This window comes from Streptomyces ochraceiscleroticus (assembly GCF_000720485.1).
GTDB classification, from domain to species: domain Bacteria; phylum Actinomycetota; class Actinomycetes; order Streptomycetales; family Streptomycetaceae; genus Streptomyces; species Streptomyces ochraceiscleroticus.
Window position 1 is genome coordinate 38,657 of the sequence record NZ_JOAX01000025.1, and the last position, 26,458, is coordinate 65,114.

Here is a 26,458-nt window from a genome sequence, read left to right on the forward strand (position 1 = left end):
GCTGACGAGGTGTCAGTGAGTGGCGGCCGCCACCAATGCGTCCATGACCCGGGTGTCCGTGCCCGCCTCGGGGTGCCACTGCACGCCCAGCGCGAAGGCCGGCGCGTCCGGTAGTTCGAGCGCCTCCACGGTGCCGTCCTCGGCATACGCGGAGGCCAGCAGCCCGCGGCCGAGGCGGTCGACGGACTGGTGGTGGTACGTCGGTACGGAGACCGGCTCGGGCAGCGCGGCGGCGAGCAGGGTGTCCGGTACGGGCTTGATCTCGTGGTGGTCGAAGACGCCGGGCGGGCCGCCGTGGCCGTCCAGGTGCTGGTGGAGCGTGCCGCCCAGCGCGACGTTCAGCAGTTGCATGCCGCGGCAGATGCCCAGCAGGGGCGTGGCTGAGTCGATGGCCGCCCCGATGAGGGCGAGCTCCCAGGCGTCGCGGGCGAGGGCGGGGGGCCCGGTGCGGGGGTCGGTCTCCGCGCCGTACCGGTCGGGCCGTACGTCGGGGCCGCCCGCGATCACCACGCCGTCGAGCCGCGCGACGACAGCTGCGGCGGCCTCCCGCGCGCCGTCCCGGTCGAGATCCGCCTCGTGCGGCGGCAGCATGGCGGCGAGGCCGCCGGAGTTCTGTACAAGGCGGTGGTAGCCGGCGGGCAGTAGCGCGGCGGGGAGAGTCCAGACGCCCCAGCGGGCCTCGGCCTCCAGGTACGTGCTGACGCCGATGAGCGGCTTGGACAAGGGAACCTCCGGTCAGGGTGAGGGATGGGCGGTCAGCCGCGGTCGAGTTCCGCCTCCGCCGCCGCCAATGCCGCGAATTCTTCCTCCGGTGCCGAAGCCACCAAGCGGTGTCGCGAGTACAGCGCGAAGTACGCCAGCGCCACCGCGTACACGCCGAGGGCAATGAAGGCGGCCGTCACATCGACGAGGAAGGTGGCCACCAGTGCGGAGCAGGCGAGGACGAAGGCGATCGAGGAGGTCAGGATGCCGCCGGGGGTGCGGTACGGGCGTGCGAGGCCCGGCTCGCGGCGGCGCAGGACGATGTGGGAGAGGGCCATCAGGGCGTACGAGATCGTGGCGCCGAAGACCGCGACGTTCAGCATGCGGGCGCCGTCGCCGGTCGCGGCGGCGAGGGCGAAGCCGAGCGCGCCGGGGACGAGAAGGCCCAGGTAGGGGGCCTTGCGACGGCTGGTGAGGGAGAGGAAGCGGGGCAGGTAGCCGGCCCGGGAGAGGGCGAAGAGCTGGCGGGAGCCGGCGTAGATCAGGGAGAAGAAGGAGGCGACCAGGCCGGCCAGGCCCGCGTAGTTGACGATGCGGGAGACGACCGTCGGCTTGCCGTGCGGCTGCAGCGCCTGGACCAGCGGGTCGCCGACGGACTGGAGTGCGGCGGCGCCGCGCGCCCCGGTCGCGGTGAGGAAGGTGACCAGGGCGAGGAGGAGCAGGACGCCGATCGCGGCGGCCATGGCCTTGGGCAGGGTGCGGGCCGGGTCCTTGGTCTCCTCGGCGGCCAGCGGCACGCCCTCGACGCCGAGGAAGAACCACATGCCGAAGGGGAACGCCGCCCAGATGCCAAGTATCCCGAAGGGCAGCCAGGAGGACGCGCCGAAGGCGTCCTTGTCGGCCGGGATGTCGTTCAGCGCGCCGACGTGGAAGTCCGTGACCGCGGCGAGCGCGAAGACGATCAGCGCTGCCACCGCGATCGCGGTGACGACCAGGCTGAAGCGGAGTGCCTCGCCGACGCCCCACAGGTGGATCCCGATGAAGATCACGAAGCAGGCGAGATAGACCGGCCAGCTCGACGTCAGGCCGAAGAGGCCGAGGGACTCGACGTAGTCGCCGATGAAGATGGAGATCGCGGCGGGCGCGAGGACGTACTCGATGAGGATGGCCGTGCCGGTCAGGAAGCCGCCCCAGGTGCCGAGCGCGCGGCGCGCGAAGCCGTAGCCGCCGCCCGCCGTGGGCAGCACGGACGCCAGCTCGGCGAGGGCGAAGACCAGGCAGGTGTACATCACGCCCATCAGCAGCGCCGCCAGCGCCAGGCCACCGAAGCCGCCCTGGGCCAGGCCGTTGTTCCAGCCGGAGAAGTCGCCCGAGACGACGTACGCGACGCCCAGGCCGGTGAGCAGCAGCGGCCCGGCGCTGCCCCGGCGCAGCGAGCGCTTCTCCAGGTAGGCGTCATCGGGCGCGGCCCCGGGTGGCGGGGGAGTGGGCGGTGCGGTGCGCGGTTCCGTGCTGTCGGCCATGAGCCGCTCCTGCCTCGGCGGGGTAAAGGTTTAGCGCCATACCTTTGTCGTGCGGACCGCTCCGGCGCAAGACCCGTGCCGTAAAGGAACGGTTACGGCACCGGCGGCTCGGCTGCCGGGGGCGCGGCTCCGGTGGCCGGCCCGTGCGGGTCACCGCGCCGGCGGCGTACCCGTGAGGAAGCCGCGCAACAGCGCAGCGGTACCGCAGCAGTGCTCCCGCATCACCTCCCGCGCCCCGTCCGCGTCGCCCTCCAGCACCGCCTCCACCAGCGCCGTGTGCTGCGCCTGGGAGTGCTCCAAGTTCCGCACCAACAGCGGGATGCAGTCCAGCAGGTCGTTCACGGTCGCCCGGACGGCCGCGTACTGCGCGGCGAGCGTGGCCGAGCCCGACAGCTCGGCCAGCGTCAGGTGCAGCAGTGTGTCCCGCCGCCGGTAGTCGGCCAGCGGCGCGTCGTGCGTGGCCGCCAGCGCGTCCCGCAGCCGCTCCGCCTGCTCCCCGTCCAGCCCGTACCCGGCGCACAGCCCGGCCGCGCCCACCTCCAGCACCTCACGGAACCGCAGCGTGTCCTCGACGTCGACCTGCGCGATGCGGCGGCGCAGCTCGTCCTCGCCGGGCGTCTCGGCCCGTTCCCGTACGAATGTCCCGCCGTACCGCCCGCGTCTGCTGACCACCAGCCCCTCGTCCTGCAGCACCTTCAGCACCTCGCGCAGCGTGACCCGGCTGATCTGCAGCCGCTCGGCCAGTTCGCGCTCGGCCGGCAGCCGCTCGCCCCGGGGGACCAGCCCCAGCCGCACGATCTGGAGTATCTGCTCCAGCGCCTCCTCGAAGCCGTTGCCCGCCCGCACCGGGCGCAGCACCGGCGCCAGCCGGTCCGCCGCTCCGTCCACCGCTACCCCTTCCCAACCAATGGTTCGTGTGCCTACCTTATGACCTCCGGACGCAGCGACAGGAGGCACCACCGTGGCAGACCGCACGCCCCCGCTCTCGGTCGAGGAGCTGAGAAGGCTCGTCGACACCGGGGAGATCGACACTGTCGTCCTCGCCTTCACCGATATGCAAGGCAGGCTCCAGGGGAAGCGGTTCGCGGCCCGTTTCTTCCTCGACGACGTCCTGGCCCACGGCTCGGAAGGGTGCAACTACCTCCTCGCCGTGGACGTCGATCTCAACACCGTCGACGGCTACGCGATGTCCTCCTGGGAGCGCGGCTACGGCGACTTCTGCATGCACGGTGACACCGGGACGCTGCGCCGCACGCCCTGGAGCCCCGGTACCGCGCTGCTCACCGCCGACCTCGCCTGGCACGACGGCACCCCCGTCGCCGCCTCCCCGCGGCAGATCCTCCGCCGCCAGCTCGACCGGCTCGCCGAGCGCGGCTGGCGCGCGTACGCCGGTACCGAGCTGGAGTTCATGGTCTTCAAGGACACCTACGAGGACGCCTGGTCGCGCGGCTACCGCGACATGCACCCCGCCAACCTCTACAACGTGGACTACTCCGTGCTCGGCACCAGCCGCGTCGAGCCGCTGCTGCGCCGCATCCGCAACGAGATGGGCGCGGCCGGCATGACGGTGGAGTCCGCCAAGGGCGAGTGCAACCTCGGCCAGCACGAGATCGCCTTCCGTTACGACGAGGCGCTCACCACCTGCGACCAGCACGCCGTCTACAAGACCGGCGCCAAGGAGATCGCCGCGCAGGAGGGCATGGCGCTCACCTTCATGGCGAAGTACGACGAGCGCGAGGGCAACTCCTGCCACATCCACCTCTCGCTGCGCGACGAGGACGGCGCCCCGGTGCTTGCCGACGAGTCGGGCGAGTACGGCATGTCGCCGCTGATGCGGCACTTCCTCGCCGGGCAGATCGCCGCGATGCGCGACTTCACGCTGCTGTACGCACCGAACATCAACTCCTACAAACGCTTTCGGCCCGGCTCCTTCGCGCCCACCGCGGTCGCCTGGGGCCCGGACAACCGCACCTGCGCGCTCCGCGTCATCGGCCACGGCCACGCCCACCGCTTCGAGAACCGTCTCCCCGGCGGCGATGTGAACCCCTACCTCGCGGTGGCCGGCATGGTCGCGGCCGGGCTGTACGGGATAGAGCACAAGCTGGAGCTGCCGGACGCCTGTACCGGCAACGCGTACACCGGCGACGCGGAGCATGTGCCGACCACCCTCCGCGAGGCCGCCGACCTGTGGGAGAAGAGCCCGATCGCGCGCGCCGCCTTCGGTGACGAGGTCGTCGAGCACTACCTCCACATGGCCCGGGTGGAGCTCGACGCCTACGACTCCGCCGTGACCGACTGGGAGCGGTTCCGCTCCTTCGAACGCATGTGAGGACCAGTCACTTGCCTTCCGAGCACCAGATCCTGAACCCGGCCACCGAAGAGGTCATCGCGACCGTCCCGGCCACCACCCCCGCCGAGGTCGACGCCGCCGTGGCACGGGCCGCCAGGGCCCAGGCGCAGTGGGCGGCCCTCGCGCCCGGCGACCGCGCCCGGCTGCTGCGCCGCTTCGCCGCCACCGTCGACACCCACCTCGAAGAGCTCGCCCAGCTCGAGGTACGGGAGGCCGGCCACCCGGTCGGCAACGCGCGCTGGGAGGCCGGCAACGCCCGTGACCTGCTCGAATACGCGGCCGGTGGTATCGAGCGGCTGACCGGGGCGCAGATCCCGGTCGCCGGCGGTCTCAACCTCACGCTCCACGAACCGCTCGGCGTCGTCGCCGTCATCGCGCCGTGGAACTTCCCGATGCCCATCGCCGCCTGGGGTACCGCGCCCGCCCTCGCCGCGGGCAACGCCGTGCTCCTCAAGCCCGCCGAGACCACCCCGCTCACCGCTCTCCGCCTCGCCGAACTGGGCCTCGCGGCGGGCCTTCCCGAGGGGCTGTTCCAGGTACTGCCCGGCGCCGGCCCCGTGGCGGGCAACGCGCTGGTCGAGCACCCCGGCGTCGCCAAGGTCGTCTTCACCGGCTCCACCGGCGTCGGCAAGCAGATCATGGCCAAGTGCGCCGCCGGCGTGAAGCGGGTGACCCTCGAACTCGGCGGCAAGAGCCCGAACATCGTCTTCGCCGACGCCGACATCGAGAGGGCCGCGGCCGCCGCGCCCGGCTCCTTCCTCGACAACACCGGCCAGGACTGCTGCGCCCGCAGCCGCATCCTCGTCCAGCGGTCCGTGTACGACCGCTTCCTGGAACTGCTGGAGCCCGCGGTCAAGGCCGTCACCGTCGGTGACCCGGCCGGCCCCGCCACCGGCATGGGCCCGCTGATCTCCGCGGCCCAGCGCGACCGCGTACGGTCCTACGTCCCCGACGACGCCCCCGTCGCCATCCGCGGCGAGGCACCGGAGGGCAAGGGCTTCTGGTACCCGGCGACCGTCCTGGAGGGCCGGCCCGAGGACCGGGCGGCCACCGAGGAGATCTTCGGCCCGGTCGCCGTCGTGCTGCCCTTCGAGGACGAGGCGGAGGCCGTCCGGCTCGCCAATGCCACCGACTACGGCCTCTCCGGCTCGATCTGGACCCGCGACGTCGGCCGCGCGCTGCGCGTCTCCGGTGCCGTCGCCGCCGGAAACCTCTCCGTCAACTCGCACAGCAGCGTCCGCTACTGGACCCCGTTCGGCGGCTACAAGCAGTCCGGCCTGGGCCGCGAGCTGGGCCCCGACGCGCTCGCCGCCTTCACCGAGACCAAGAACGTCTTCATCAGCACCGAGGAGCAGTGACATGACCGACCAGACCCCTGTGTGCCGCCGGCTCGTCGGCCGTACCGCCGTGATCACCGGTGCCGGCAGCGGCATCGGCCTGGCCACCGCCCGCCGCCTCGCCTCGGAAGGCGCCAATGTCGTCTGCGCCGACATCGACGAGAGCGCGGGCAAGGCCGCTGCGGCCGAGGTCGGCGGCCTCTTCGTCCAGGTCGACGTCACCGACGAGGGCCAGGTCGAGGCGCTGTTCAAGACCGCGTACGACACCTACGGCTCGGTCGACGTCGCCTTCAACAACGCGGGCATCTCGCCGCCCGACGACGACTCCATCCTCACCACCGGACTGGACGCCTGGAAGCGGGTCCAGGAGGTCAACCTCACCTCCGTCTACCTGTGCTGCAAGTACGCCCTCCCGTACATGCAGCGCCAGGGCAAGGGCTCCATCATCAACACCGCCTCCTTCGTCGCCGTCATGGGCGCCGCCACCTCCCAGATCAGCTACACCGCCTCCAAGGGCGGCGTGCTGGCCATGTCCCGCGAGCTGGGCGTGCAGTTCGCCCGCGAGGGCATCCGCGTGAACGCGCTCTGCCCCGGGCCCGTCAACACCCCGCTGCTGAAGGAGCTGTTCGCCAAGGACCCGGAGCGCGCGGCGCGCCGTCTGGTGCACGTACCGGTGGGCCGGTTCGCCGAGCCCGAGGAGATGGCCGCCGCGGTCGCCTTCCTCGCCAGCGACGACTCCTCTTTCGTCAACGCGTCCGAATTCCTTGTCGACGGCGGCATCGCCGGAGCGTATGTCACCCCTGTGTAAGCACCACGGGTAAGGTTTCCCGATCATGTCCGGGGCCGGCAGCACGGGCTGTCGGCCCCGGCGTCGCTCCTCGCCCCGGCCCGCACCCGTCAAGGAGGACGTATGCGCATCCGGCACACCCTCGCACCGGCCCTGGCCCTGGCCGTCACCGCAGCCCTGGCGGCCGCCGTGCCCGCCACCGCTGCCCCGGCCGCCCCGAAGACCCCGCAGGCCGGCTGCCCGCAGCTCTCGCAGAGCCTGACGTGGTACGGCACCAACCGCGACAAGCTGCAGCGCACCATCGACGAACGCGGCGTCTGCTCCCACCCGGAGCTCGCCCACGGCAACGGCCACGGACAGCGCCCGGTCGCCGCCTTCGACTGGGACAACACGATCACCAAGAACGACGTCACCGACGCGACGCTCGTCTGGTCCCTGAACCACGACAAGATCCTCCGCCCGGCGCACTGGCGCGACACCAGCAAGTGGCTGACCCCGGCCGCCGACCGCGCCCTCACCGAGGCGTGCGGCACCGACGTCCCCGTCGGCGCGCCGCTGAACACCTCCACCAACACCGCCTGCGCCGACGAGATCTTCGCCATCCGCGACGAGGCGAAGACCGCCGACGGCGCCGCGGCCTTCGAGGGCACCTGGAACCACCGGCGCACCGTGCCCCAGTACGCCTGGATCCCGCAGCTCTTCGCCGGCCACACCGTCGCCGAACTGAGCTCCTACGCCGCCGCCGCGCGCAAGCACGTCCTCGCCGCGCCGATCGGCAGCAAGGACAAGGTCGGCAGCCACACCGTCCCCGGTTACGTGCGCTACTACGACCAGCAGCGCGACCTGGTCCGCACCCTCCAGCGCGCCGGCTTCGACGTGTACATCGTCTCCGCCGGGTCCGAGCCCGTCACCGAGGTCTGGTCGAAGGGCATCGGCGTCGACAGGAAGCACACCATCGCCATCCGCAGCGTCCTCGACAAGCAGGGCCGCATCACGTACGAGAACGAGGGCTGCGGCGGCGTCGGCGACAACAAGGGCGAGGCCATCCCGTACATCGACGGCAAGCGCTGCTGGGTCAACCAGGACATCTTCGGCGTCAAGGGCCCGAAGGCGTGGCAGCAGCAGGACTTCACGCACCGCATCGCGCTGGGCGGCGGCGACGCGGACACCGACGTCACCTTCGTCGGCGACGCCACCGGCGCGCACCTCGTGCTGAACCGCAACAAGAACGAGGTCATGTGCCGGGCCTACGACAACGCCGACGGGCGCTGGGTGGTCAACCCCATGTTCATCGAGCCGCTGCCGCGCAAGTCCGGTGCGTACCCGTGCTCCACCGCGGCGTACAACAAGCCCGAGGGCGGCTTCGGACCGGTGCGCCGCGCCGACGGCAGTGTGGTGTCCGACCAGCAGGACCGTGTGTACGGGGGATGATTCCGGCCATACAGTGTCCGGCGTGAGCATGACGACACCGCCGGGCTGGTATCCAGACCCGGGGCATACAGGCAACGGTCCCGCGCCCGAACGCTGGTGGGACGGCTCGGCGTGGACCGACCACACCCGCGCGGCCGGGGCCGCCCCGGCGGCGTACGGCTATCCGCAGCAGGGCGCGCCGCCCGGCGCCTACGGGTATCCGCAGCAGGCGCAGCAGCAGTCCGGCTACGGGTACCCGCAGGGCGCGCCGGGCGGTTTCGGGCCCGTACAGCCCGGCGGTCCGCAGCCCGGCGGCCCCGGTCAGGGCGGCGGTGGCAGGAAGCGCGGCCCGATGATCGCGGCGATCGCCGGTGCCGCGGTCGTCGTGGCCGCCGCCGTCGTGGGCATCACGCTGGTCACTGGCGGCGACGCGCCGCACGACGACCCGAAGCCCGCCCCGAAGGCGACGGCGAGCGCGAGCGAAACCCCGTCGCCCGAGCCCGCCACCACCTCGGCGGCGCCCGAGCCGGCCCCCACCGAGGACGAGGACACCCTCCTCGACGCCCTGAACAGCATCGCCATCCCGGTCCTGGACGGCTGGCACAAGGACGAGTTCAGCAGGGAGACCGACCTCTACACCGGGCCCTACAACTGCGCGGGCGAAGACAGCAAGCAGTGCCTGCGCGGCAGGGTCCTCTCCGAGACCGCGGCCGGCTTCTCCGAGACCACGGCCCGGGGCATCGCCGAGGCCGACATCGAGAAGAACATCGAGGCGACGTACGGCAAGGGCCAGTACGGCGACAAGGCCCGCTACGGCGGCATCGAGAACCACGAGGAGCTCAAGGCGGAGAAGGTGACCGTCGCGGGCCAGAAGGGGTATCTGGTGCGCTGGAAGGTCACCAACAAGAAGGGCCCGGACGGCATCGCCCAGTCCGTCGCCTTCCCCTCGCCCGGCGGCGCCGGCTCGATGGTCGTCCTCCGCTTCAACTTCGACGTCGGCGGCCAGGCCCCGCCGCTCGCCGACATGGACAAGATCCTCGAAGACATCAAGCCGACGGTGTGACGCGTACGGGGGCGGCCCGCGCCGCCCCCGTACCGCGCCTCACAGGAACGTCCGCCCCTCGCCCCGGTACGTCGGTACGGTCGCCACCACCCGGTCCCCGTCCACCAGCCGCAGTGCGTCGAAACGCTCGCACAGCTCACCGGCCTTGGCGTGCCGGAACCACACCTTGTCGCCGATCCGCAGCCGGTCGGCGGCCGCGCCCAGCAGCGGCGTCTGCACCTCGCCGGCCCCTTCCTGCGGGTCGTACGCCAGCCCGGCGGGCAGATACGGCTCCGGCAGCCGGTCCGCGCCCGCCGCGCCGGACGCCGGATAGCCACCGCCCAGTACGGTCACCACGCCGGGCCCCGGCCGCCGTACGACCGGCATCGCGAACAGCGCCGCCGGCTGCCCGCTGAACGAACGGAAGTTGTCGAACAGCCGCGGCACATACAGCCCCGACCCGGCCGCGACCTCCGTCACCGCCGCCTCCGCCGCGGTGTGCTGCACGCTGCCCGTCCCGCCGCCATTGACGAACTCCAGGTCCGGCGCCTCGGCCCGGACGGCGCGCACCGCCTCCCAGCGCCGCCGCGCCAGCTCCTTGCGCGCCGCGGCCTGCATGACGCGCACCGAGCGCGAGAAGAGCGGCCGCCCCGCCACCGCGTCCCCCACGCCCGCCACATGCCCCTCGTACGCCATCAGGCCGACGACCTTGAAGCCCGGGCGGCGCGCCACCAGCCGTGCGAATTCAGCCAGTTGTGCGGGGTCGCGCAGCGGCGAGCGGCGCGCGCCCACCCGTACCCGGCCGCCGCCCGCCCGGAAGGCCGTGTCCAGCTCCAGGCACACCCGGATCTCCGCCCGGCCGCCGCCCCGCGCCGCGTCGATCAGCGCGAGCTGCGCCACGTCGTCGACCAGTACCGTCACCGCGGCGGCCAGCTTCGGATCGTCCGCCAGCTCGGCGAACGCGGCCCGGTCCGCCGACGGATAGGCCAGCAGGACGTCGTGGAAGCCGGAGCGGGCCAGCCAGAGCGACTCCGCGAGCGTGAAGCTCATGATCCCGGCGAACCCGTCCCGGGCCAGTACGCGTTCCAGCAGGGCACGGCAGCGTACGGACTTGCTCGCCACCCGCACCGGCTTGCCGTGCGCGCGCCGCACCAGATCCGCGGCGTTGGCATCGAACGCCGCGAGGTCGACGACGGCGAGCGGTGCGTCGAGATGAGCGGTGGCCCGGTCGTAACGGGCCTCCAAGGCATGGGGTTCGGAGGTCAGCCGGCGCATGACGGCAGCCTGCCAGACCGCATTACCGCAGGGTAGGGGAGAGATCGCGACAGACCGGACACACGAAGGCGACCGGTACCGGACACGAGTTGCGGCCGGGGGCGCGACAGCCCGTAAAGTGGCGCAGGCCGCGGCCCGCAGACCCGCGGCACCAGGTCTGATCCATATACCGTCCCGCCCCGCACGCCGCCCGGGCCACGGGGCAGAACTGCGCGAGGGGGAGCGCGGGTGAGCACCGAAGCGAACTACGTCGGCCGGCGCCGCCTGCCCCCGATACCTCCGCCACCGCCGTACCGGCCGGCCGCTGCCGCCTCGGACGCCGCCCGCGAGGAATCCGCCCCGGACACCCGCACCACCGCCGTCCCGCCCAGGCCCGCGGTCCCGCCGAAGCCCAGCCGCCCGGCGCCGCCCGGCTACCGGGACACCGCGTCCTTCCACCTCGCCCAGGGCGCGGCCAAATGGCACGGCGCGAAGGGCGGCAAGGCACCGGCCAAGAAGGCCGCACCGGCCGCGCCGCCGGCCGGACCGTCGCCCGCGGAAACGTCCCCCCAGCAGCAGCGTGCCGCCTCGCGCACGCCGCTGCCTCCGCAGAAGGGGCCGCTCGGGAATCCGGCGCCGGGCGTCGCGGCACCGCCCGTCCCCGGGCAGGCCGCCGCCCCGACGACCGTCCCCGGGCAGCCCGCGCCCGCGCCGTCGCGCCGCCACGCGCTGCGGACGGCCGCCGCCGCTGCCTGCCTCGTCCTCGGGCTCGGCCTCATCGGCGGGGCAGCGGCCGGGAGCTGGCTCGCCGGGGGACCGAGCGGGGACCAGGCAGCGGCCGCCGCCTTCACCGACGCCCGCGCCCTGTGGCACAGCGTCCCCGTGCGCACCCTCTTCCCGCAGACCCTGCACGGCACGGCCGCCGGTCCGGGCGGCGCCGACCGCACCTGGCACCGGATCGCGGTCGCGCCCGACGGCGGCTGCGCCAAGGCGTTCGACCCGCTGCTGGCCAAGGCGCTGGCCCCGGCCGGCTGCAAGCGCCTGCTGCGCGCGGACTACGTGGACGCGACGCACAGCAGTGTGATCACCGTCGGGGTGGTCACCACCAGGACCGATCTCACCGGGATGCGCGCCCTGAACAAGCGGTTCACCACCGAGCGGCTGGCCGCCCGCCGCGACCTGATGCCCCGCCCGTACACCGCTCCCGGCACCCCGGCGGCGGACTTCGGGCCGGACCAGCGCGCCAGTTGGAGCGTCCAGGTGCTGTCCGACGCGCCCTTCGTCGTGTACGCGGTCTCCGGCTTCGCCGACGGCCGCGCGGTGCCCGACCCGCGGCCGGCCGACGAGGCCACCCGTACCGGAGCCACCTCCGCGCCCGCCCAGGCGGGGCTCGGCCACGACGCCGCCGGGGTCGCGGACGGCATCGAGCGCGCCTTCCGCACGCAGCTCGCCAAGGCCACGGAGGCGGACGGATGACGCCCGGCACCCGTGCCGCGCGGCGCACGCCCCGCGTGCTCGCCGTCGCCCTCACCGCCACCGCCGTGGCCGCCCTCACCGTCACCCCCGCCCGGGCCGACGGCATCCGCACGCAGGAGTGGGCCCTGGACGCCCTGCACGTCGACGAGGCGTGGGGGACCACCAAGGGGGACGGCATCACGGTCGCCGTCCTCGACACCGGCGTGGACGCCACCCACCCCGACCTCGAAGGCCAGGTGCTCCCCGGCAAGGACCTGATCGGCTTCGGCGCCGAGCGCGGCGACAAGACCTGGGCGGACCACGGCACGGCGATGTCCGGCATCATCGCCGGGCACGGCCACGGCCACTCCGACGGCGTGCTCGGCATCGCGCCCGAGGCGAAGATCCTCCCCGTCCGCGTGATCCTCGAAGACGCGGACCCGGAGCGGAAGAGGGCCCGCACCGAGCGCGCCAACGCCCTCGCCGACGGCATCCGCTGGGCCGCCGACCACGGCGCCGACGTCATCAACCTCTCCCTCGGCGACGACAGCGACTCGGCGCACCCGGAGCCACGCGAGGACGCCGCCGTCCAGTACGCGCTGAGCAAGGGCGTCCCGGTCGTCGCCTCCGCGGGCAACGGCGGCCAGCACGGCGACCACGTCTCCTACCCGGCGGCCTACCCCGGCGTGATCGCGGTGACCGCGGTGGACCGCTACGGCACCCGCGCCCGCTTCTCCACCCGCCGCTGGTACGCCACGGTCAGCGCCCCCGGCGTCGACGTCGTGATCGCCAACCCGGACCGCAAGTACTACGAGGGCTGGGGCACGAGCGCCGCCGCCGCGTACGTCTCGGGCGCGGTCGCCCTGGTACGCGCGGCCCACCCGGATCTGAACCCTGCGCAGATCAAGCAGCTCCTCACCGAAACCGCCCAGGACAGCCCCGCCACCGGCCGCAACGACGACCTGGGCGCCGGCCTGGTCGACCCCGCGGCAGCCGTGAAGAAGGGCGCCGTGGCCGAGCCGGCGGCCGGCGACCGCGCCACGTACACGAAGCGCTACTTCGGCCCGGGCCCCGAAGGCCACGCATCGACCGGCACCGGCTCCTGGCTCCCCTGGACCGCGACTGCCGCGGGCGCGGCCCTGGTGGCGGCCGCAGTGATCCTGTGGCGGCGCCGCGCCTGACGAATCCAGCCCGTCCGGCGCTTGAGGACAACGTCCACCGGGGGCACCCCGACGCACAGAACCGCCGGGCACCCGCCCAAGCCCGGCCGCTGCCTGCCGATAGGCTCACCCGCGTGACGCTGAAGAACATCCCGGACCCCGGCTTCTCCGACGACGACGGCACCGCCGACCCCGAGCTGACCGCGGCCCTCGCCGCCTGGTCCGCCGACCGCACCGCCGAGCCCCGCCTCCTCGCGGCCCTCCGCGGCGCCCGTCTGCTCGTACCGGTGGTGGCCCTGCTGGGAGAGGTGGAGACCGGAGCGGACGGGCTCCGGCGCGAGAAGACCAGCGACATGGCCGTGCCGACCCTGCAGGCCCCGGACGGCCGCCGCGCGCTCCCCGCCTTCACGTCCATCGAGACCCTGCACCGCTGGCGCCCGGACGCCCGCCCCGTCGCGGTACCGCTCCAGCAGGCGCTGCTCGCCGCCTCCCACGAGAAGGCCGACACGATCGTCCTGGACGTCGCGGGCCCCGTGACCTACCCGCTGACCGGTGCGGCCCTGCGCGCCCTCGCCGAGGGCCGGACCACCGGCGACCCGCTCGCCGACCCCGCCGTCACCGAGGCGCTGCGCGCGGTCCTCGCGAACGAGCCGGGGGTGCGGGTCGCCCATCTGGCGCCGTCCGCCGACACCGATGCCACGCTCGCCCTCGGCCTCGCCCCCGACGCCCCGGCAGGCGAGGTCGCACAGCGCCTGGCCACCGCCCTGGCCTCGGACGACGTGCTGCGCGAGCGCCTGGTGAAGGGCCTCGACCTGGCCCTCCTGGCGCCGGACGCGGCCCCGCAGGGTGCCCCGCTCTTCAGCCGCTGACCGGCCGCCACCAGGCGCTTCGGGCGGCGCTTCAAGAGGCGGGGACCTCGGGACGGACGCACAATCGCAGCAGGTGCAAGATCCCTTCGAGGAAGGCCCCCCATGGACACCCCGGAGACCCGCTCGGTCGTAGCCGAGTTCCTCGGCACGCTGCTCCTGGTGTTCTTCGCGGTCGGCGCTGCCGTGCTGGCCGGGGAGTACATCGGGACCTTCGGCATCGCCCTGTCCTTCGGCTTCACACTGCTGGCCCTGGCCTACGCGCTCGGCCCCATCTCCGGCTGCCACGTCAATCCCGCGGTGACGCTCGGGATGCTGGTGGCCCACCGCATCACCGTCCGTACGGCCGTCGAGTACTGGATCGCCCAGCTGCTGGGCGGCATCGTCGGCGCCGCGCTGCTCTTCCTGGTGGCCAAGCAGGTGCCGGGCCTGAAGACCGACGGCGCCTTCGGCAGCAACGGCTTCGCCGACCGCTCGGCCGTGCACATCAATCTCGGCGGTGCCTTCGTCGCCGAGATCGTGCTCACGTTCCTGCTGGTCTTCGTCGTCCTCGCCGTCACCCACAAGGTGGCCCTGGTCGGCTTCGACGGCCTGGCCATCGGCATCGCGCTGGCCACCGTCCACCTCATCGGCATCCCGCTCACCGGTACGTCCGTGAACCCGGCCCGGAGCTTCGGCCCGGCGCTCTTCGCGGGCGGCGGCGCGCTCTCCCAGCTCTGGCTGTTCATCGTCGCGCCGCTGATCGGCGGCGTGCTGGCGGCCCTGGCCCACCGGCTCACCCACACCCCGTACAGCCCGCTGCGTCCCCCGGCCGACAGGGAACCGCCGGCCGACGAACGCTCGGCGCTCTGACCGCTCTCATGACGGTGGCCCCCTGATCCGTGGATCAGGGGGCCACCGTCATACGTTCCGGCGCGGGCCGCTCAGCCGAAGACCGGCCCCGTGTACTTCTCGCCCGGCCCCTGCCCCGGCTCGTCCGGCACCACCGACGCCTCGCGGAAGGCGAGCTGCAGCGACTTCAGCCCGTCCCGGAGCGGCGCCGCGTGGTACGAGCCGATCTCCGTGGCGCTCGCGGTCACCAGCCCGGCCAGCGCGTGGATCAGCTTGCGCGCCTCGTCCAGGTCCTTGTGCTGCTCGCCCTCCTCGGCGAGGCCGAGGTTGACCGCGGCCGAGCTCATCAGGTGCACCGCGACCGTCGTGATGACCTCGACGGCCGGCACGTCCGCGATGTCGCGGGTCATGGCGTCGAAGTCCGCGGGCTGCGCGTCCGGGGCGGCTGCGGAGTCGGAGGAGGGAGGGGTGGCGTCGCTCATGGCTCTCTATCTGTCCGTACGATCGGTGCGCCCGCTCCGTGCGGCCGGTGCGCTGCCCTCAGACTAGGCCCCGGCGCGCCCGCGCCCGCGCGTGGGGCGCCGCCCCGCGTGCCCGCCGGGGACCGTGCGAGCGGAGGCCGGTACACGTCCCGCCCGGGTCATGTACCATTGACTTCGACCGGCCGGTCACCTATGTGTCCGGCCCACAAGTGGAGGCTCCGATCTCCCACCCGATTCCAGCCCCCAGGGCAGGCGGGTCAACGGTCAGGCTGCGCCCCGCGGTGACATTCGCGGCGGTGCTCCCCGATCTTTTTGAGGAGCCCCGCCTGTGTCCCGTCCGGGGCGTTTTTGCGTTGTTCCGGCGAGATGGTCACACCGAAAAGACGTTACGCGGCTGTCCGCCAGGCGGTCGTGTGGTGCTAAACCGAGGAGGATCCATCAGCGCCGAGCCCCGCATCAACGACCGGATTCGCGTCCCCGAGGTGCGACTCGTCGGTCCCAGTGGCGAGCAGGTCGGCATTGTGCCGCTTGCCAAGGCCCTGGAGCTTGCGCAGGAGTACGACCTCGACCTGGTCGAGGTGGCGGCGAACGCCCGTCCGCCGGTCTGCAAGCTCATGGACTACGGAAAGTTCAAGTACGAGTCGGCCATGAAGGCCCGTGAGGCGCGCAAGAACCAGGCGCACACGGTCATCAAGGAGATGAAGCTCCGGCCGAAGATCGACCCGCACGACTATGACACCAAGAAGGGTCACGTCGTCCGGTTCCTCAAGCAGGGTGACAAGGTCAAGATCACGATCATGTTCCGTGGTCGCGAGCAGTCCCGCCCGGAGCTCGGTTTCCGGCTGCTGCAGCGGCTCGCGGAGGATGTCCAGGACCTCGGTTTCGTCGAGTCGAACCCGAAGCAGGACGGCCGGAACATGATCATGGTCCTCGGTCCGCACAAGAAGAAGACCGAGGCGATGGCCGAGGCCCGCGAGGCGCAGGCCGCCCGCAAGGCGGAGCGCCAAGGTGCTGCCCCTGCCGAGCAGGAGCAGGCCGCCGAGGAGCCCGCCGAGGCGTGATCCAGGGGTGCGAACCCCGGAGAGCGCCGGGGTCACCGCCCCGGACACCAACCGAAACAACTGACGCTCCCGTATGCCGGCCCACCGGCCGGCGGGAGCGCCACTGACGAGGAGAGAACGGCGCATGCCGAAGAACAAGACGCACAGCGGCTCCAGCAAGCGCTTCAAGGTCACCGGCTCCGGCAAGGTGCTGCGCGAGCGCGCCGGCAAGCGCCACCTGCTCGAGCACAAGTCGTCCAAGCTGACGCGTCGCCTCACCGGCAACGCCGAGATGGCCCCGGGCGACGCCAAGAAGATCAAGAAGCTTCTCGGCAAGTGAGTCGCCGCGCCCCTGTGAAGGCGGCGCGCGACCCAGACCGGGACCTGATTCGAATCGGGCCGTGTGCCGACCACCACGGCCCCGCTACAAGGAGTTAACAAGTGGCACGCGTCAAGCGGGCAGTCAACGCCCACAAGAAGCGCCGGGCGATCCTCGAGCAGGCCAGCGGCTACCGCGGCCAGCGGTCGCGCCTCTACCGCAAGGCCAAGGAGCAGGTCACCCACTCCTTCGTCTACAACTACAACGACCGCAAGAAGCGCAAGGGCGACTTCCGTCAGCTGTGGATCCAGCGCATCAACGCCGCTGCCCGCGCCAACGGCATGACCTACAACCGCTTCATCCAGGGTCTGAAGGCCGCCAACATCGAGGTGGACCGCAAGATCCTGGCCGACCTCGCGGTCAACGACCAGAACGCGTTCGCCGCGCTGGTCGAGGTGGCGCAGAAGGCGCTGCCGAGCGACGTCAACGCTCCCAAGGCTGCCTGAACCTCAGCCTGAGGAAGTCGTCGAGCGGACCCGCAGGCCCCGGCCTGCGGGTCCGCCGCCGTTTTGCGTTGCCGTTCTGCACCACCACCCGTTACGACGAAGTGAGCCGCCGCCCATGGGCACCCCCGAGCTGATCTCCCCGCGTTCCGCACGCGTCGCCGCCGCCCGGCGGCTGGCCCGCCGCAATTTCCGCGGCAAGGAGCGCCGGTTCATCGCCGAGGGGCCGCAGGCGGTCAGAGAGGCCGTCCGGCACAGCGGCGGCGGCGAGCCGACCCTGATCGAGGTCTTCGCCACGCCCGAGGCCGCCGAGCGGCACGAGGCCATCGTGGCCGCGGCCCGGGACGCCGGGGTGCGCGTCCTGCTCGCCGACGACGACACCATCGCCGACCTCTCGCAGACCGTGACCCCGCAGGGCCTGATCGGCGTCTGCCGCTTCCTGGACTCGCCCTTCGAGGAGATCCTGGCCGCGCGGCCCAAGCTGGTCGCGGTGCTGGCCAACGTCCGGGACCCCGGGAACGCCGGTACGGTACTGCGCTGCGCGGACGCCGCGGGTGCCGACGCCGTGGTGCTCACCGACGCCTCCGTCGACCTGTACAACCCGAAGTCCGTGCGGGCCTCGGTCGGGTCGATCTTCCATCTGCCGGTCGCCGTCGGCGTGCCGGTCGAGCGGGTCGTCGACGGGCTCAAGGGCGCGGGCGTGCGCATCCTGGCGGCGGACGGCGCGGGCGAGGACGACCTGGACGCCGAGCTGGACGCGGGCACCATGGGCTCCCCGTCGGCCTGGATCTTCGGCAACGAGGCGTGGGGGCTCCCGGAGGAGACCCGCGCGCTCGCCGACGCGGTCGTGCGGGTGCCCATCCACGGCAAGGCCGAGAGCCTGAACCTCGCGACCGCGGCCGCGGTGTGCCTGTACGCCTCCGCGCGCGCCCAGCGCACGCCCGGAGGGTGCCGCTCCGCCGCCGCGGGCTAGTAGGGTGGCGTGCCCACACCGGAAGGGGGTAGCGGGATGAATGTGCGGACTTCCGGCACACGCGCGTCCGTGGTGGACATCTGCCTCTCGGGCGACCCCGGCGAGCACCCTCCACTCCCGTACGACGCGGTCGGCCCGGCCGCCGGGCTGGATCCGGACGAGCTCCCCGACGGCCTGGTGGTGGCCGACGAGAGCGGCCGGGTGGTGTGCTTCAACGCCGCCGCCGCGCGGCTGACGGCCGTCGACCCCGGCGACGCTCTCGGGCTGTCCCTGGAGAGCGCGCTGCCGCTGCAGGACATGGAGGGCCGCCGCTGGTGGCAGCTCACCGACCCGTACGGCGGGCTGGCCATCCGCACCGGCCAGCCGGAGCGCAATCTGCTGCTCGGCAGCCGCGAGCTGCTGGTCTCCGCACGGTACGTACGCGACCGGCCGCTGGGCACGGTGCGGCGCCTGATCATCACGCTGCGCGGCACCGAGGCGCGGCGCCGTACGGAGCTGAGCCACGCCGAGCTGATCGCCACCGTCGCGCACGAGCTGCGCTCGCCACTGACCTCCGTGAAGGGCTTCACCGCGACCCTGCTGCAGAAGTGGGAGCGCTTCACCGACGACCAGAAGCGGCTGATGCTGGAGACCGTCGACGCGGACGCGAACCGCGTGACGCGGCTGATCGCCGAGCTGCTGGACATCTCACGGATCGACTCGGGGCGCCTCGAGGTGCGCCGGCAGCGGGTCGACATGGCCTCGGCGGTGCGGCGGCACGTCCAGGCGCAGACCACGGCGGGTCAGCGCCCGGACCGCTTCCTGATCCGCATGCTGGAACCGCTCCCCGAGATGTGGGCCGATCCGGACAAGGTCGATCAAGTACTGGGCAACCTGCTGGAAAATGCGGTGCGGCACGGTGAGGGAACGGTCACCATCGAGGTGGCACCGACACCCATGACGACCGGCACGGAGGGAACGACCGTCACCGTGAGCGACGAGGGCCCCGGCATCCCCGAGGAGTCGATGAGCCGCGTCTTCACCCGCTTCTGGCGGGGCAGCAAGCGCGGCGGCACCGGCCTGGGCCTGTACATCGTCAAGGGCATCGTCGAGGCCCACGGCGGCACGATCACGGTCGGCCGGGCCCCGGCCGGCGGCGCGCAGTTCCGATTTACCCTGCCCGTCGGCACCCCGGCCTTCATGGCCTGACCGGGACCGACGGGCGCCGTCCTGCCCGGGGCGTCTGTGAGGCGTGGCCGCGATGCCCCTTAGACTTGACCTTTGGCACCTTTGGCACTCACGCGTCGGGGGCAAGCCGCGCGCCAAGACCACCGGAAGCACGGGAAGAGATGTCCGCACCCAATAAGTCGTACGACCCTGTTGAGGTCGAGGCCCTGAAACCGGAAGAGATCGAGCGCATGCAGAGCGAGGCGCTCGCCGCGTTCGCCGCCGCGACCGACCTCGACGAGCTCGCTTCGGCGAAGACCGCCCACACCGGCGGCACCTCGCCGCTCGCGCTCGCCAACCGGGAGATCGGCGCCCTGCCCCCGCACGCCAAGGCGGACGCCGGCAAGCGCGTCGGCCAGGCCCGCGGCCGTGTGAACCAGGCCCTCAAGGTCCGCCAGGAGGAGCTGGAGGCCGAGCGGGACGCCCGTGTGCTGGTCGAGGAGGCGGTGGACGTCACGCTGCCGTACGACCGCGTGCAGGCCGGCGCCCGGCACCCGCTCACCACCCTCTCGGAGCGCATCGAGGACGTCTTCGTGGCGATGGGCTACTCCGTCGCCGAGGGTCCCGAGGTGGAGTCGGAGTGGCTGAACTTCGACGCGCTGAACATCGCCCCGGACCACCCGGCCCGCACGATGCAGGACACCTTCTTCGTCGAGTCGGCCGCCGACGGCGACGAGAAGCAGACCGGTGTGGTGCTGCGCACGCACACCTCGCCGGTGCAGATCCGCTCGATGCTGGACCGCGAGCCGCCGCTGTACGTGATCTGCCCGGGCCGCGTCTACCGCACCGACGAGCTGGACGCGACCCACACCCCGGTCTTCAACCAGGTCGAGCTGCTCGCCATCGACGAGGGCCTGACCATGGCCGACCTCAAGGGCACGCTGGACCACATGGTCCGGGCGCTCTTCGGTGAGGGCATGGAGACCCGGCTGCGCCCGAACTACTTCCCGTTCACCGAGCCGTCCGCCGAGATGGACATGGTGTGCTACGTGTGCCGCGGCGCGTCCGTGGGCAATCCGGACGCGCCCTGCCGCACCTGCTCCAGCGAGGGCTGGATCGAGCTGGGCGGTTGCGGCATGGTCAACCCGCGGGTGCTGACCGCCTGCGGTGTCGACCCGGAGAAGTACAGCGGATTCGCCTTCGGGTTCGGCATCGAGCGGATGCTGATGTTCCGCCACAACGTCGAGGACATGCGAGACATGGTCGAGGGTGACGTGCGCTTCACCCGGCCTTTCGGGATGGAGATCTGATGCGGGTCCCGCTTTCTTGGCTGCGGGAGTACGTCGACCTGCCGGCCGGTGAGTCCGGTCGTGACGTGCAGACCAAGCTGATTGCCTCCGGTCTGGAGGTGGAGACCGTCGAGCAGCTCGGCGCCGGCATCGAGGGTCCGCTGGTCGTCGGCCAGGTGCTGACGATCGAGGAGCTGGAGGGCTTCAAGAAGCCGATCCGCTTCTGCACGGTCGACGTCGGTCAGGCGAACGGCACGGGCGAGCCGCAGGAGATCGTCTGCGGCGCCCGTAACTTCGCCGTCGGCGACAAGGTCGTCGTGGTCCTCCCGGGCGCCACGCTGCCCGGCGACTTCAAGATCGCCGCGCGCAAGACGTACGGCAAGGTCTCGCACGGCATGATCTGCTCCGGCGACGAGCTGGGCATGGGCGACGACGGCTCGCACGGCATCATCGTGCTGCCGCCCGAGATCGAGGTCGGCACCGACGCGATCCGGCTCCTGGAGCTGGTCGACGAGGTGCTGGACATCGCGGTCACCCCGGACCGGGGCTACTGCCTGTCGATGCGCGGCGTCGCCCGCGAGACCGCGACCGCGTACGGCCTGCCGCTGCGCGACCCGGCGCTGCTGGACGTGCCGCCGCCGAACAGCTACGGCTACCCGGTCAAGGTCACCGACCCGATCGGCTGCGACCGCTTCACCGCCCGTACGGTCGTGGGCCTCCAGCCCGAGGCCCGCTCGCCGATCTGGCTGCAGCGCCGTCTGCAGAAGGCCGGCATGCGGCCGATCTCGCTCGCCGTCGACGTCACCAACTACGTGATGCTCGAACTGGGCCAGCCGCTGCACGCCTACGACCGCTCCCTCATCGAGGGGGCGATCGGGGTCCGCCGCGCCGAGCCCGGCGAGAAGATCACGACGCTGGACGGTACGAAGCGCGTCCTGGACGCCGAGGACCTGGTCATCACGGACAACCGCGGGCCGATCGGCCTGGCGGGCGTCATGGGCGGTGCCAACACCGAGATCGCCGACCACGCGGAGGGCCAGGGCACGACCGAGGTCGTCATCGAGGCCGCGCACTTCAACGCGCTGACCATCGCGCGCACGGCCCGCCGCCACAAGCTGTCCTCCGAGGCGTCCAAGCGCTTCGAGCGCGGCGTCGACCCCGAGGCCGCGTCCGCCGCGGCCCAGCGGACCGTCGACCTGCTGGTGCTGCTCGCGGGCGGCACCGCCGAGGCCGGCGTGACGGAGATCGTGGCGCCCAGCGGGCCGCACACGATCACCATCCCGGCGGACCACCCGGACAAGGTCGCGGGCGTAACGTACGGCCGCGAGACCGTCGTCCGCCGCCTGCAGCAGGTCGGCTGCGACGTGTACGGCCAGGACGAGCTGATGGTCACGGTGCCGTCCTGGCGCCCGGACCTGACCGACCCGAACGACCTCGCCGAAGAGGTCATCCGGCTGGAGGGCTACGAGAACCTGCCCTCCACGCTGCCGACGCCGCCCGCGGGCACCGGCCTGACCGAGCGGCAGCGGCTGCACCGCCGGGCCGGCCGCGCGCTGGCCGGCGCCGGGTACGTCGAGGCGCTGAACTACCCGTTCATCGGTGAGGCGGTCCTGGACCAGCTCGGCATCGAGGCGGACGACCCGCGCCGCCGCACGGTGAAGCTGGTCAACCCGCTCTCGGACGAGGAGCCGTCGCTCCGTACGACGCTCCTCCCGGGCCTGCTCTCCGCGCTGCGCCGCAACGACGGCCGGGGCGCGCACGACCTGGCGCTCTTCGAGACCGGCCTGGTCTTCCGGCCGACCGGGGACGAGAAGCCGGCCGCCCGGCTGCCCGTCGACCGCCGCCCGACCGACGCGGAGATCGCCGCGCTGAACGGCGCGCTGCCCGAGCAGCCGCGCCGCGCCGCCGTGGTCCTCGCGGGCGCCCGCGAGCAGGCCGGCTGGTGGGGCAAGGGCCGCCCGGCGACCTGGGCCGACGCCGTCGAGGCGGGCCGCCTGGTGGCCCGTGAGGCGGGCGTCGAGCTGATCGTCCGCCAGGACCAGCACGCGCCCTGGCACCCGGGCCGCTGCGCCGCGCTGCTCGCGGTCGTCGACGGCGAGGAGATCCTCGTCGGCAACGCCGGTGAGCTGCACCCGCGCGTCATCAAGGCGCTGGGCCTGCCGGAGCGGACCTCCGCCATGGAGATCGACCTGGACCGCCTGGAGCGGGCCGGTACGGGTGTGGTGCCCGCGCCGCGGATCTCCACCTTCCCGGTCGCCACCCAGGACGTCGCGCTGATCGTCGACTCCGCGGTCCCGGCCGCCGACGTCGAGGCCGCGCTGCGGTCCGGAGCCGGTGAACTGCTGGAGGATCTGCGGCTGTTCGACGTCTTCACCGGCGAGCAGGTCGGCGAGGGCAAGAAGTCCCTGGCGTACGCGCTGCGCTTCCGCGCGGCCGACCGCACGCTGACCGCCGACGAGGCGTCCGCCGCCCGTGACGCGGCGGTCGAGGCGGCCGTCGAGCGGACCGGCGCGAGCCTGCGCGCGTAACGACGCGACACCGCAAGGGCGGTGGTTCGACCTCGGTCGAGCCACCGCCCTCGCGCTTCCAGGGCCGCGGAGGCGTCAACTCCGGGTGTCACTCAATGGGGTGAGAGGGCGGCGCTGGACGGGGGTCCCGCCACCCCGCCTCGCCAGAATCGATCACGCTGCGGAGCATTTATGCGCCGGCATGCGACCACGCGAGGGTACGGGCGAGGGAGACCATCCGGATGAACCGCACCTGGGCGTGGCGGCCGCTGCCGCCCGTGGCCGGAGAAACGTTCGGTGGTTTCGTCCGCCGGCTCTTCGTCCTCGTCCTCCCCGGGATCTGGGTGGCCGCCATCCTCGCCTGGGAGCTGGCCGGTACCGGCCACGCCCAGCCGCTCCAACTACTCGCCGCCGCACCGGCCATCGCCTGCGCCGGCACCGGCCGCCGGGAGTGCGTCGTGCTCGGCGGCCTGTGCGCGCTGATCGCCCTCGTGCCGCTCGGCGCCGCCGGCCAGGACACCGCGCCCGCGACCCGGCTGGGCACCTGCGCCGCCATCCTCGTCGTGGTCGCGGCCAGCTATCTGACGGCGGGGCGGCGGGCGCGGCTGCTCCGCGAGCTCGCGCGCACCCGGGACGTCGCGGAGGCGGCGCAGCGGCTCGTGCTGCGCCCGCTGCCGGAGCGGATCGGCGGGATCCGGGTCGCCGCCGGGCATCTGTCGGCGGGCGAGGGCGCGCTCATCGGCGGGGACCTGTACGACGCGGTGCCGACGCGGTACGGCCTGCGGGTCGTCATCGGCGACGTGCGCGGCCACGGCCTCCCGGCCGTCGGCACGGTCTCCGCCATGCTCGGCTGCTTCCGCGAGGCCGCACACGACGAGCCGGAACTGTCCGGGGTGTTACGCTGCCTGGACCGCGCGCTGGCCCGGCACCTGGCCGGGCGCGGCGGTCCCGCGCCGGAGGAAGGCGCAGGAGCCGAAGACGCGGGGATGGCCGAGGAGTTCGTCACCGTACTGCTCCTCCAGGTCGCGCAGGGCGGCGAGTACACCGCACTGAACTGCGGTCACCCCTGGCCGTATCGGTTCAGCAGCGGTACGGCCGAGCCGGTCGCGCAGGACGAACCGCTGCCCCCGCTCGGCCTGTTCCCGCTCCCTGACCGGCTCCATCCGCTCTCCGGGCGGCTGGCCGGCCGCGAGGGGCTGCTGCTGTACACGGACGGCGCCGAGGACGCCCGTGACGCGCACGGGGCGTTCTTCCCGCTCCACGCGGAACTGCTCGCGTGTCTGTCCGGGGCGGCGCCGCCCCCGCTCGCGCCCCGCGCCCTCGTCGCCGCCGTGCGCGACCGCATCGTCCGGCATGCGGGCGGCCGGCTCACCGACGACGTCGCCCTGCTGGCCCTCGCCGAGGACCGCCCGCACGTCCCCGCGTGACCCCTCGCCGTACGGGCCCCCGCCGTTCACACCCCGTGTGAACTCCCGCTGATTACGCTGGTGATGAGGCGAAGCGCGCCCGCGACGGGCGAGGGCGCGGACCAGGAGGGGGCCATGGAGCCCAATACCCTGCTCGACGCGATTCTGGACGAGGCGGGCATCTCGCACGCCGGGCTGGCCGTGCACATCAACCAGCTCGGCCGCCGGCGCGGCCTGTCCCTGCGGTACGAACACACCGCCGTGGCCCGCTGGCTGAAGGGCCAGCGGCCGCGCGGCCAGGTCCCCGACCTGATCTGCGAGATCCTCAGCGACCGGCTGCACCGCCCGGTCGGCCTGGACGACATCGGGCTGAGCCGGCCCGGCACCCGCCGCGCCGCCGACACCCCGCTCTCCGGCTTCGTCGAGCGGGCCACCGCGCTGTGGCGCTCCGACGAGCAGCAGCGCCCGCACGTCCTCAGCGCGCCCGCACTGACCGGTACTTCGGCGGTCATGCCCGTATGGGAGTGGGAGAACCCACCGGAGGACTCCGACGTCTCGCGCAGCGGCCTGACCCGGGTGTCCATGGCCGACATCGAGATGCTGCGCTCGGCGCGCACGCACTACGAGCAGATGTACCGCAAGGCCGGCGGGGTGGCGACCAGAGCGCGCATCGTCGGCTTCCTCAACAACGAGGCGGCGCCGCTGCTGCGCGGCAGCTACACCGACGCCACGGGCCGTCAACTGCACCGCGCCACCGGCGGGCTGGTCGCCGTGGCCGGCATCTGCGCGTACGACTCGGACGCCTTCGGGCTCGCGCAGCGCTACTTCCACCAGGCGCTGCGGCTGGCCAAGGCGAGCGGCGACCGGGGGCTCGGCGCGTACATCATCGCGCTGCTGGTGAACCAGTCGCTCTTCACCCGCGAGTACCGCCAGGCGGTGGCCTTCGCCGAGGCGGCACTGCGCGCCGCGGGCCCGCAGATCACCGCGGCGCTGGCCACCGATCTGTACGCGATGCAGGCGAAGGCGTACGCGCGGCTGGGCGACGGCGCCGGCGCGCTGTCCTGTATCCGCCGTGCCGAGGCCGCGGCGGAGCGGATCCGGCCGGGCCTGGAGCCCGACGAGACCGGCTACGTCCAGCCGGGCCTGGTCAACGTCCAGGTGGCGGAGGCACTGCTGAGCCTGGGCGACCTGCGGGCCGCACAGGAACAGGCCACCGCCGCCGTCGACACCCCCGCGCACGACCGCGGCCGGGTGCACCGGCTCGCCATCCTCGCGCACATCGAGCTGAGACAGGGAGAGACCGAAAAGGCCGTGGCCAGCGCGACGCAGATGGCGGAACAGGCACGGGGCATGGAGTCGCAGCGGTTACGTGACCGCCTGCGGGCGGTACGCGAACTCCTTGCCGGAACCGGAAGCAGCGCCACCGACGCCGCGGCCGACTTGATCGATGAGGCGTTGCGCGTTCCGCTCTGACGGATGGCTCGTGTCCACGTGCCATCTCTTCGGCGGAAGGTGGCAGGCACGTGCGATGGAAAAATCTCATGGAGCAGACCGTGTACGAGAACCGCTGGTTCCGGGTCAACCTCGCTGACGTGGAACTCCCGGACGGGCGGCATCTGGACCACTACCTGATCCGGATGCGGGCCGTAGCGGTGGCCACGGTGGTCAACGAGGCGAACGAGGTGCTGCTGCTGTGGCGGCACCGTTTCATCACCGACACCTGGGGCTGGGAGCTGGCCGCCGGGGTGGTCGAGGACGGCGAGGACGTCGCCGTCGCGGCCGCCCGTGAGATGGAGGAGGAGACCGGCTGGCGGCCCGGCCCCCTGACCCATCTGCTGTCCGTGGAGCCGTCCAACGGCCTCACGGACGCCGTGCACCACATCTACTGGTCCGACCGGGCCGAGTACGTCGGCGACCCCGAGGACGACTTCGAGTCCGACCGGCGGGAGTGGGTACCGCTCAAGCTCGTGCCGGACATGGTGGCGCGGGGTGAGGTGCCGGCCGCCAACATGGCGGCGGCGCTGCTGATGTTGCACCACCTCCGTCTGGGCTGACCCCCGGCCGGGCGCGCCCGTC

23 protein-coding genes and 1 pseudogene are annotated in these 26,458 nt (G+C 72.9%); 19 read left to right on the forward strand and 5 right to left on the reverse strand.

What is annotated here, in order from left to right:
• Positions 1 to 12: 12 nt before the first annotated feature.
• The 3 genes from IG84_RS0127485 to IG84_RS0127495 form a co-directional block, all read right to left on the reverse strand.
• Entirely contained in the window at positions 13 to 723 is a 711-nt protein-coding gene (locus IG84_RS0127485; protein ID WP_031062617.1) for a gamma-glutamyl-gamma-aminobutyrate hydrolase family protein, read from the reverse strand.
• A 32-nt stretch (positions 724 to 755) separates the two neighbouring features.
• Complete coding sequence (gene eat, locus IG84_RS0127490; RefSeq protein WP_031062619.1) at positions 756 to 2,225, reverse strand: ethanolamine permease; 1,470 nt, start codon at positions 2,223 to 2,225, stop codon at positions 756 to 758.
• Between the two features lie 150 nt (positions 2,226 to 2,375).
• Positions 2,376 to 3,113 (reverse strand): FadR/GntR family transcriptional regulator, encoded by a 738-nt coding sequence (locus IG84_RS0127495; protein ID WP_031062620.1) that lies wholly within the window; start codon positions 3,111 to 3,113, stop codon positions 2,376 to 2,378.
• Positions 3,114 to 3,186: 73 nt separating this feature from the next.
• On the opposite strand from IG84_RS0127495, the gene IG84_RS0127500 reads away from it, so the two are divergent.
• From IG84_RS0127500 to IG84_RS0127520, 5 genes are all read left to right on the forward strand, one after another.
• Positions 3,187 to 4,554 carry a glutamine synthetase family protein gene (locus tag IG84_RS0127500; RefSeq protein WP_031062622.1) on the forward strand — a complete coding sequence of 456 codons (1,368 nt, stop codon included), beginning with the start codon at positions 3,187 to 3,189 and terminating at the stop codon, positions 4,552 to 4,554.
• Positions 4,555 to 4,565: 11 nt separating this feature from the next.
• A complete protein-coding gene (locus IG84_RS0127505; protein WP_211266533.1) occupies positions 4,566 to 5,933 on the forward strand; it encodes an aldehyde dehydrogenase family protein in 1,368 nt (455 codons plus the stop codon).
• A 1-nt stretch (position 5,934) separates the two neighbouring features.
• The gene (locus IG84_RS0127510) at positions 5,935 to 6,720 is read left to right on the forward strand and encodes a 3-oxoacyl-ACP reductase (protein WP_031062626.1); all 786 of its coding nucleotides are present in this window, start codon (positions 5,935 to 5,937) and stop codon (positions 6,718 to 6,720) included.
• Between the two features lie 102 nt (positions 6,721 to 6,822).
• The gene (locus tag IG84_RS0127515; protein WP_031062627.1) at positions 6,823 to 8,130 is read left to right on the forward strand and encodes an HAD family hydrolase; all 1,308 of its coding nucleotides are present in this window, start codon (positions 6,823 to 6,825) and stop codon (positions 8,128 to 8,130) included.
• A gap of 28 nt (positions 8,131 to 8,158) precedes the next feature.
• Entirely contained in the window at positions 8,159 to 9,172 is a 1,014-nt protein-coding gene (locus IG84_RS0127520; RefSeq protein ID WP_031062630.1) for a DUF2510 domain-containing protein, read from the forward strand.
• 39 nt (positions 9,173 to 9,211) lie between these two features.
• Here the strand turns inward: IG84_RS0127520 and IG84_RS0127525 are convergent, their stop codons facing one another.
• Complete coding sequence (locus IG84_RS0127525; protein WP_031062631.1) at positions 9,212 to 10,426, reverse strand: amino acid deaminase/aldolase; 1,215 nt, start codon at positions 10,424 to 10,426, stop codon at positions 9,212 to 9,214.
• A 228-nt stretch (positions 10,427 to 10,654) separates the two neighbouring features.
• Here IG84_RS0127525 and IG84_RS42405 point away from each other — a divergent pair, with 228 nt between their 5' ends.
• The 4 genes from IG84_RS42405 to IG84_RS0127545 all read left to right on the forward strand — a co-directional run bounded on the left by IG84_RS42405 (position 10,655) and on the right by IG84_RS0127545 (position 14,738).
• On the forward strand, positions 10,655 to 11,881 hold the full coding sequence (locus tag IG84_RS42405) for a hypothetical protein (RefSeq protein ID WP_245659625.1): 1,227 nt from the start codon (positions 10,655 to 10,657) through the stop codon (positions 11,879 to 11,881).
• Complete coding sequence (gene mycP / locus IG84_RS0127535; RefSeq protein WP_031062637.1) at positions 11,878 to 13,041, forward strand: type VII secretion-associated serine protease mycosin; 1,164 nt, start codon at positions 11,878 to 11,880, stop codon at positions 13,039 to 13,041. The genes IG84_RS42405 and mycP overlap by 4 nt, the downstream gene beginning before the upstream one ends.
• Before the next feature lie 113 nt (positions 13,042 to 13,154).
• A complete protein-coding gene (locus IG84_RS0127540; RefSeq protein WP_031062639.1) occupies positions 13,155 to 13,889 on the forward strand; it encodes an SseB family protein in 735 nt (244 codons plus the stop codon).
• Positions 13,890 to 13,991: 102 nt separating this feature from the next.
• Positions 13,992 to 14,738, forward strand: coding sequence for an MIP family channel protein (locus IG84_RS0127545; protein WP_031062641.1), 747 nt, complete (start codon positions 13,992 to 13,994; stop codon positions 14,736 to 14,738).
• Positions 14,739 to 14,809: 71 nt separating this feature from the next.
• On the opposite strand, the gene IG84_RS0127550 is transcribed toward IG84_RS0127545, so the two are convergent.
• On the reverse strand, positions 14,810 to 15,199 hold the full coding sequence (locus tag IG84_RS0127550; protein ID WP_030251939.1) for a DUF1844 domain-containing protein: 390 nt from the start codon (positions 15,197 to 15,199) through the stop codon (positions 14,810 to 14,812).
• Between the two features lie 411 nt (positions 15,200 to 15,610).
• On the opposite strand from IG84_RS0127550, the pseudogene infC reads away from it, so the two are divergent.
• The 10 genes and pseudogenes from infC to IG84_RS0127600 all read left to right on the forward strand — a co-directional run bounded on the left by infC (position 15,611) and on the right by IG84_RS0127600 (position 26,436).
• Positions 15,611 to 16,260, forward strand: a pseudogene (gene infC, locus IG84_RS0127555) (translation initiation factor IF-3).
• Positions 16,261 to 16,384: 124 nt separating this feature from the next.
• The gene (gene rpmI / locus IG84_RS0127560) at positions 16,385 to 16,579 is read left to right on the forward strand and encodes a 50S ribosomal protein L35 (protein ID WP_030616321.1); all 195 of its coding nucleotides are present in this window, start codon (positions 16,385 to 16,387) and stop codon (positions 16,577 to 16,579) included.
• A gap of 101 nt (positions 16,580 to 16,680) precedes the next feature.
• Positions 16,681 to 17,064, forward strand: a complete 384-nt coding sequence (gene rplT, locus IG84_RS0127565; RefSeq protein ID WP_030251930.1) for a 50S ribosomal protein L20 — start codon at positions 16,681 to 16,683, stop codon at positions 17,062 to 17,064.
• Positions 17,065 to 17,179: 115 nt separating this feature from the next.
• On the forward strand, positions 17,180 to 18,034 hold the full coding sequence (locus IG84_RS0127570; RefSeq protein WP_031062642.1) for a TrmH family RNA methyltransferase: 855 nt from the start codon (positions 17,180 to 17,182) through the stop codon (positions 18,032 to 18,034).
• A 36-nt stretch (positions 18,035 to 18,070) separates the two neighbouring features.
• The gene (locus tag IG84_RS0127575) at positions 18,071 to 19,222 is read left to right on the forward strand and encodes a sensor histidine kinase (RefSeq protein ID WP_031062643.1); all 1,152 of its coding nucleotides are present in this window, start codon (positions 18,071 to 18,073) and stop codon (positions 19,220 to 19,222) included.
• 140 nt (positions 19,223 to 19,362) lie between these two features.
• Positions 19,363 to 20,490, forward strand: coding sequence for a phenylalanine--tRNA ligase subunit alpha (gene pheS, locus IG84_RS0127580; protein ID WP_031062644.1), 1,128 nt, complete (start codon positions 19,363 to 19,365; stop codon positions 20,488 to 20,490).
• Positions 20,490 to 22,997, forward strand: a complete 2,508-nt coding sequence (pheT, locus tag IG84_RS0127585; protein ID WP_031062645.1) for a phenylalanine--tRNA ligase subunit beta — start codon at positions 20,490 to 20,492, stop codon at positions 22,995 to 22,997. Before pheS ends, pheT begins: the two co-directional genes overlap by 1 nt.
• A 221-nt stretch (positions 22,998 to 23,218) precedes the next feature.
• Positions 23,219 to 24,403 carry a PP2C family protein-serine/threonine phosphatase gene (locus IG84_RS0127590; protein ID WP_031062646.1) on the forward strand — a complete coding sequence of 395 codons (1,185 nt, stop codon included), beginning with the start codon at positions 23,219 to 23,221 and terminating at the stop codon, positions 24,401 to 24,403.
• A gap of 114 nt (positions 24,404 to 24,517) precedes the next feature.
• On the forward strand, positions 24,518 to 25,855 hold the full coding sequence (locus IG84_RS0127595) for an NsdA family TPR-like regulatory protein (RefSeq protein ID WP_031062647.1): 1,338 nt from the start codon (positions 24,518 to 24,520) through the stop codon (positions 25,853 to 25,855).
• Positions 25,856 to 25,905: 50 nt separating this feature from the next.
• A complete protein-coding gene (locus IG84_RS0127600; RefSeq protein ID WP_031062649.1) occupies positions 25,906 to 26,436 on the forward strand; it encodes an NUDIX hydrolase in 531 nt (176 codons plus the stop codon).
• Positions 26,437 to 26,458 lie beyond the last annotated feature (22 nt).

Bases quoted from the DNA above. Each gene is read 5' to 3' on its own strand.
- eat (WP_031062619.1), bottom strand. From the start codon at position 2,225: ATGGCCGACAGCACGGAACCGCGCACCGCACCGCCCACTCCCCCGCCA.
- IG84_RS0127510 (WP_031062626.1), top strand. From the start codon at position 5,935: ATGACCGACCAGACCCCTGTGTGCCGCCGGCTCGTCGGCCGTACCGCC.
- IG84_RS0127515 (WP_031062627.1), top strand. From the start codon at position 6,823: ATGCGCATCCGGCACACCCTCGCACCGGCCCTGGCCCTGGCCGTCACC.
- IG84_RS0127520 (WP_031062630.1), top strand. From the start codon at position 8,159: ATGACGACACCGCCGGGCTGGTATCCAGACCCGGGGCATACAGGCAAC.
- IG84_RS0127525 (WP_031062631.1), bottom strand. From the start codon at position 10,426: ATGCGCCGGCTGACCTCCGAACCCCATGCCTTGGAGGCCCGTTACGAC.
- mycP (WP_031062637.1), top strand. From the start codon at position 11,878: ATGACGCCCGGCACCCGTGCCGCGCGGCGCACGCCCCGCGTGCTCGCC.
- IG84_RS0127545 (WP_031062641.1), top strand. From the start codon at position 13,992: ATGGACACCCCGGAGACCCGCTCGGTCGTAGCCGAGTTCCTCGGCACG.
- IG84_RS0127550 (WP_030251939.1), bottom strand. From the start codon at position 15,199: ATGAGCGACGCCACCCCTCCCTCCTCCGACTCCGCAGCCGCCCCGGAC.
- rpmI (WP_030616321.1), top strand. From the start codon at position 16,385: ATGCCGAAGAACAAGACGCACAGCGGCTCCAGCAAGCGCTTCAAGGTC.
- IG84_RS0127570 (WP_031062642.1), top strand. From the start codon at position 17,180: ATGGGCACCCCCGAGCTGATCTCCCCGCGTTCCGCACGCGTCGCCGCC.
- IG84_RS0127575 (WP_031062643.1), top strand. From the start codon at position 18,071: ATGAATGTGCGGACTTCCGGCACACGCGCGTCCGTGGTGGACATCTGC.
- pheS (WP_031062644.1), top strand. From the start codon at position 19,363: ATGTCCGCACCCAATAAGTCGTACGACCCTGTTGAGGTCGAGGCCCTG.
- pheT (WP_031062645.1), top strand. From the start codon at position 20,490: ATGCGGGTCCCGCTTTCTTGGCTGCGGGAGTACGTCGACCTGCCGGCC.
- IG84_RS0127590 (WP_031062646.1), top strand. From the start codon at position 23,219: ATGAACCGCACCTGGGCGTGGCGGCCGCTGCCGCCCGTGGCCGGAGAA.
- IG84_RS0127595 (WP_031062647.1), top strand. From the start codon at position 24,518: ATGGAGCCCAATACCCTGCTCGACGCGATTCTGGACGAGGCGGGCATC.